Genomic DNA, 6,122 nt, shown 5'->3' on the forward strand with positions numbered 1-6,122 from the left:
ACAGGAGATTCCGTCTCAGACAGCGGAAGTTCAGATACAGGGGATTCAGACACGGACAAAGTGGATTCTGGCTCAAGTGATGGTAGTTCCGATTCTGGTTCGAATGATAGTAATTCCGATTCAGGCGTAGACGATGGGAATTCAGGCACTAGCCCAGATGATGGTAATTCCGATTCTGGCTCGAATGATAGTAATTCTGATTCTGGCTCAAATGATAAAAATTCCGATTCTGGCTCGAATGATAGTAATTCTGATTCTGGCTCGAATGATAGTAATTCCGATTCAGGCTTAGACAATGGAAATTCAAGCACTAGTCCGGATTCCGGTAATTCCGATTCCGGCTTAGATGATGGAAATTCGGGCACTAGCTCGGATGATAAAAATTCAACTTCCGATTCAGATAACGTAGATTCTAGCAAAGGAGATTCAGACTCAGGTAGCGGTGACTCAAGTAGCGGTGACTCAGATACCAAAAATTCAGATACTGGAAATTCAGGCACAAGTCAAGATACTGGAAATTCAGAAACCAAAAATTCAGATACCGTAAGTTCAGATACTGGAAATTCTGATACCCAAAATTCGGATAACACAAGTTCAGATAGCGGGGATTCTGATACCCAAAATTCGGATAACACAAGTTCAGATACTAAAAGTTCAGTTACCGAAAGTACAGATAACGGGAGTACAGATAACGGGAGTACAGATAACGGGAGTTCAGATACTGAAAATGAGGATTCAGGTTCTAGTGGTTCAGGTTCTAGTGGTTCAGGTTCTAGTGGTTCAGGTATGAATCTTGTTTCCAGCGAGCCAGTAACCAATATTGCTGCTCAGGAACTTTCTACCATGAGTATCGTGAGTGGTTATCCTGTCCAGTTCGATTTTACAAAAAATGCCACGTGCATTGTAAATATTGAATTTGATCCTAAGAAAACATTCAGAAAAACAACAACAGTTGTAGAAGAACTTAAAAACAGATCCACCCTTGTCCAGACCTCTCCTGAAGGCACAGTCTATAAATATGCGAATATCTGGGTAGGAGATCGCGGAGCAGGGCTTCCGACTTCCATTAATAGTGGGTTTGTAGAGTTTAAGGTTGAGAAGGCATGGATCAAAGATAATAACATTAATGAGACTCAGGTAGTCCTTCAAAGATATGATAGTGACTGGCAGCCACTTTACACGGAAAAAGTTGGAGAAGATGATAATTATATTTACTTTAAATCGGAAACTCCTGGCTATTCCTTCTTTGCAATAACGGAATATACCGGGCAAAATCTAATGAATATCAATGGGGCTGAAAAAATACAGGAAACCCTGAGAAATCTGGGAAGTGAAGGAAAAGCAGCTCTTTACGGAAATGCAGAAAATAATAATAGCAGTAGAATAAAGAATCCAATGGGAACAGCAAGGATACTTATGGCAATTTCCTTACCGCTTTTCATGCTTCTTGTTGGATATGGCATATTTAAGAAAAAGATCTAAGAAAAAGTTCTAAGAAAAAGATCTAAGAAAAAGATCTGAGAAAAGATCTAAGAAAAAAGGTCTAAGAAAAAGATCTAAGAAAAAGATCTGAGAATAACATACGTTATATAAAGTATGTGAGATTTTTTTCTCACCTACTTCTTATTATTTTTCCCATCACTTAAATAAAGTTAATCTTACACACAAGATCTTAAACACCAGATGCTTATCGAATTTTTACCGCGAGCATCCGATCAAGTGCTTCTTTTGCTCTGGTCCTCACATTGTATGGGACAGTGACTACGTGCTGGACTTTTTCAAGAGAGACTAGGACTTTTTCAAGATTAACCATTTTCATGCTCGGGCAGCAGGCAAATTCCGAAACGCAGTAATATTTCTTTTCGGGAGCTGCTTTATGTAGCCCGTGGAGGAGTCCGCATTCCGTACCTATAATGAACTCTTTTGCAGGGGAGTTTTTTGCATACATTATCATCCCTCGTGTGCTTGCAATATGGTCTGCAAGTTCCAGAACCTCGGGGCGGCATTCGGGGTGTGCAATAAACTTCGCTTCTGGGTGCTTTTCCTTCATTTTCAGGACATCTTCTCTAAGGATCTGATGGTGCGTTGGACAGTGTCCTTCCCAGGGAATTATTTTTTTGTCAGTCCTGGCTTCTACATAGGCAGCCAGGTTTTTATCAGGCACAAAAATAACCTCATCAGCCTCCAGGGAGTTTACCACCTCAACGGCATTTGCGGACGTACAGCAGATGTAAGACTCGGCTTTAATGGCAGCTGAGCTGTTAACATAGCAGACCACCAAGGCATCAGGGTGCTTTTCTTTTTCTCTCTTGAGACCTTCAATATCCACCATGTCTGCCATAGGGCAGGTGGCATCAATTTCCGGCAGGAGGACTGTTTTATCAGGACAGAGAATTGCAGCGCTTTCTCCCATAAAATGGACGCCGCAAAAAACAATTACATCAGCAGTCTGACGGACAGCCTCTTGGCTAAGGCCCAGGGAGTCTCCAACAAAATCTGCAATATCCTGAACCTCAGGACGGGAATAATAATGAGCAAGAATAACTGCATTTCGTTTTATTTTGAGTTCTTTGATCCTTTCTATTAACTCTGCTTGCTGCATGGAATCACCATAAGTTTTTGGAATAAAGTCCGGAAAATAGGGACCCGGGTATGAGATTGAAGATCAAGCTTAAAATAACCAGTTTAAATGTAAGGTTTTAACAGGCGAGTGAACGTAAAAAGGAGTGCAACGACGGAAATTCCATCCAGCGCGCTCTTTTTGCACGCATGCCATTTGCTCCGGAAAGCTTACGTGCTTAACTCTCCCGCACTATATAATATTTGTGAATAATATTTGTGAATTGTATTTTTTGTGAGCCTCCGAGTTGCCACCTGAGTCCTGCAGTTCTTTTGAAAAAGTTGCTTGTTCATAATCCTTTTAAAAAAACTGCTTGCCTGCAAGCTTTTTGAAAAAAGGTTTGATCGAAAATCCTGAATAACGTTTAGGTTTGCTGACCCTATCCCTAAACCCTGTCGGCATGGTCAACCGACGCAACGGTTGCAGCTCAACGGTTGTGGCGCAATCCTTGTCAAAAAAGCTTGAGCACAATCTTTGTCAAAATGGCTTGAGCGCAAACCCTTTTTTAAAAGTTTTGATCGAAAACGACTTGATTGGACGACCTGGTTGACATCGTTAAGTGGTGACATGCTTGCGCTCAAGTGAACTAATTTATAAGTAAAAATCTCTGTTCTTTCGCTCAATAAACCAGTAAGATATATTGCATTTTTTACTGTGTGAGTAAAATAATATAATATCTTAACTTCAAGTATTTTTTGTCAGTTCATGTTCCGATCTGGACCGGGCTCAGGATTTTTTTCAGGGTGGAAATTGCAGAAAGGGCCGCAAGATAACTTGTTTTCGGATTTTCCGGGGAGGGGAGGTTTTCGACTCTTGTGGAAAGTTTTCCGAATTCGCCTTCTACAGTTATTTCATGTACATTTTTGGACAGAGTAGGGTCAGCGATTACTCTTACTTTTGTTCGCTCAAAGCCTATGCCTGCCAGGCTTATTGTGGCTGCAACATTCACATTTGCGGGGAAGGCTTTAACTGCTTCCGAGGCAGGCCCTTCAAAAAGCAGGGTTTCTTTTTCGATTGTTTCAAGCTTAATTCCCAGAGCTTCAACCTGGGGAGCCCCAGCGAGGCCCATAGGCGGTTTTCTGGTAGTAAGGGTAACTGATGATATTTCCGCTGCTGAGGCGGAGTTTATTCCATCAATACCAGCAACTGCGCCTGAAGGGAAATAGAGTTTGCAGTTATTCTGCTCTGCAAGTCTGAAGAGCCTTTCTCTGAGTTCTTCGTCCGCAAGAGCGCCTACACTCATAACCATCACATCGCGCCCAGCTTCAAGAGCCTGTGGTACTATTAACCTGACAGCTTTTTGAGAGGCACTTTCTATAACAAAGTCCACATTTTTCAGTAGTTCCTCAATCGTCATTGAGGCAGGACTGTACCTTTTCAGGGAGGATGTCAGTTCCAGGACTTTGTTCTTAGAAGAGTCGGAGAGAGCATACAACTCCGCATTAATAACTCCTTTGTCAATAGCCCTGCAAATCTGTCCACCAATAAATCCGCAACCAATAACTCCTATTTTCAGCATTTCAGGCTCCTGTAAATGATCAATAAACCTTGATCTTTAGATTTTTGTCTCCGGCTTTAAAAGCCTGAGGATCGGGTATTGTATTCTTTTCCCTCTTTTAAAGCCTTCTGTTGAGATTATTTTCTTAGTGATAGAACACCCTAAAATGCCCATACCCCTTATAAATCCTGGTAACATAAAATAGCGGGGTAAAATTTATGCTTATCAAAGAGGTTGAAAGCTTTATAGAAGAAGATCTGGGATACGATGATGTCTCGTGCACTATCGTGCCTGACAAACCTGCAGAAGCTATTATTTTCACTAAGGAAGACTGTACTGTTGCGGGAATTAAAGAAGCCGAATCAATTTTTTTCTATCTTGGAATTCAGGCTGAAACCACTCTTAAAGACGGGGATTGCCTCAAAGAAGAGGAGATAATTTTCAGGCTAAAGGGAGGAGCAGTATCTATTCTCAGGGCAGAGAGACTGGCTCTGAATTTCCTCGGGCACCTTAGCGGGATTGCCACTCTTACCCGGGCATGCGTGGATACGGTAAGGCAGTATTCCGAGACTACAAGGGTGGCCTGTACCAGAAAAACCACTCCCGGCATAAGGAAGTTCGAAAAGCTGGCTGTAGCTGCAGGCGGAGGAGATACTCATAGATTCAACCTTTCTGACTCGGTTATGATTAAGGATAACCACGTTAAACTGATGGGAATAGAAGCCGCAATCGAAGCCGCAAAAAAAACCAGCTTCACCCGGAAAATAGAAGTCGAGGTTGAGTCTGCAGAACACGCTGTGCTCGCTGCAGAACTGGGAGTTGATATTATAATGCTGGACAATATGCAGCCTGAAGCTATCCAAAAAACCCTCAAAACACTTAGTGGAAAAGGGCTTCGAAACTCAGTTATTGTGGAAGCATCCGGAGGAATTTCCCAGGAAAACCTTGAAGGTTATGCAAAAACAGGAGTAGATGTCATCTCGATGGGATCCCTTATCCATAAATCAAGATGGATAGATATGAGCCTGGAAATCATAAAATAATTAAATTGCCATGGCAATTTAATTATTGAGCATAATCTTTGATAGCTTCTCATCAACATATAGCGATTCAGAGGTTATATGACCAATAACTAAATTTTCAAGACAACTAGTAAATAATAATTTTTGTGTTAATTTTTAGTTTTATCTTTTTTATCTCCGTTTTACCTTATTAGTTTTAACGGAGTTAACCTTTTGCAGGTGTCAATTCACCTGAAAACAGCCACTATCTCTGGTTCTTATTTTCATTAATTGAAAGAAAGCTGGTTCAGGTTACATCGTAAGTTTATCATCATCTGCTTTATAGGTCACAATAGCTCTTCATTTTTGGAGAGTTCTTAAAATTTAATAACAATTAAGAAAATTTAGTTAACTTTATGTAATACTTTTATTCTCTAAGAATAGAGGAAAGTAACATGAAGTTTAATTATAATGTTAAATTATATAAAATTATTCTAATAGGATTGCTCGTTGCTGCTCTTGTAGTGACTTCAGGTTGCGCGGACAAATCCACATCTGATACGAATCAGAACGGATCTTCTCCATCAGAAACTTCAGGAGTTTCAGACACCAATAAGGCCGTAGAATCTGGAGAGTTTACACTCACGGATGGATATGGTAGGGAAGTTACCATACCTGAAAATGTGGAACAGGTTGTTTGCTCAGGAGCTGGATGCCTGCGCTATCTTGTATACCTGCAGGCTCAGGACGACGTAGTAGGGGTTGATAGCTTGGAAAAAGAGAAAAGCGAAGTAGAGGGCCGTCCCTATGTCCTTGCAAACCCGCAGCTTAAAGATTATCCCTTGATTGGGGAATTCAGAGGCAATGATGATCCTGAAAAGATAATTGCCATCAGTCCCCAGGTCATCCTGAAAACCGGCACAAGTGGCCAGTCGACAGCAAGCAATGGTGCTGATGCCGATGCGCTTCAGAATAAAACTGGCATTCCTGTTGTCATGTTCCC

At 41.3% G+C, this 6,122-nt stretch carries 4 protein-coding genes and 1 pseudogene; 3 read left to right on the plus strand and 2 right to left on the minus strand.

What is annotated here, in order from left to right:
* Positions 1 to 1,482: PGF-pre-PGF domain-containing protein (locus tag A9239_RS07945; RefSeq protein ID WP_141706411.1), on the plus strand; the 1,482-nt coding region annotated here is incomplete at its 5' end.
* 205 nt (positions 1,483 to 1,687) lie between these two features.
* On the opposite strand, the gene nadA is transcribed toward A9239_RS07945, so the two are convergent.
* The gene (gene nadA, locus A9239_RS07950) at positions 1,688 to 2,602 is read right to left on the minus strand and encodes a quinolinate synthase NadA (protein ID WP_048154785.1); all 915 of its coding nucleotides are present in this window, start codon (positions 2,600 to 2,602) and stop codon (positions 1,688 to 1,690) included.
* Positions 2,603 to 3,323: 721 nt separating this feature from the next.
* Complete coding sequence (locus A9239_RS07955) at positions 3,324 to 4,139, minus strand: aspartate dehydrogenase (protein WP_080941522.1); 816 nt, start codon at positions 4,137 to 4,139, stop codon at positions 3,324 to 3,326.
* Between the two features lie 197 nt (positions 4,140 to 4,336).
* On the opposite strand from A9239_RS07955, the gene nadC reads away from it, so the two are divergent.
* Positions 4,337 to 5,161 (plus strand): carboxylating nicotinate-nucleotide diphosphorylase, encoded by an 825-nt coding sequence (nadC, locus tag A9239_RS07960; RefSeq protein WP_048119556.1) that lies wholly within the window; start codon positions 4,337 to 4,339, stop codon positions 5,159 to 5,161.
* Between the two features lie 413 nt (positions 5,162 to 5,574).
* A pseudogene (locus A9239_RS07965) lies at positions 5,575 to 6,122 on the plus strand (iron ABC transporter substrate-binding protein); the annotation flags it as partial.

Origin of the sequence: Methanosarcina sp. A14, assembly GCF_001729375.1 — an archaeon.
GTDB lineage: Archaea > Halobacteriota > Methanosarcinia > Methanosarcinales > Methanosarcinaceae > Methanosarcina > Methanosarcina barkeri.

Coding starts and splice junctions, on each gene's coding strand:
- nadC (WP_048119556.1), top strand. CDS start 4,337: ATGCTTATCAAAGAGGTTGAAAGCTTTATAGAAGAAGATCTGGGATAC.
- nadA (WP_048154785.1), bottom strand. CDS start 2,602: ATGCAGCAAGCAGAGTTAATAGAAAGGATCAAAGAACTCAAAATAAAA.
- A9239_RS07955 (WP_080941522.1), bottom strand. CDS start 4,139: ATGCTGAAAATAGGAGTTATTGGTTGCGGATTTATTGGTGGACAGATT.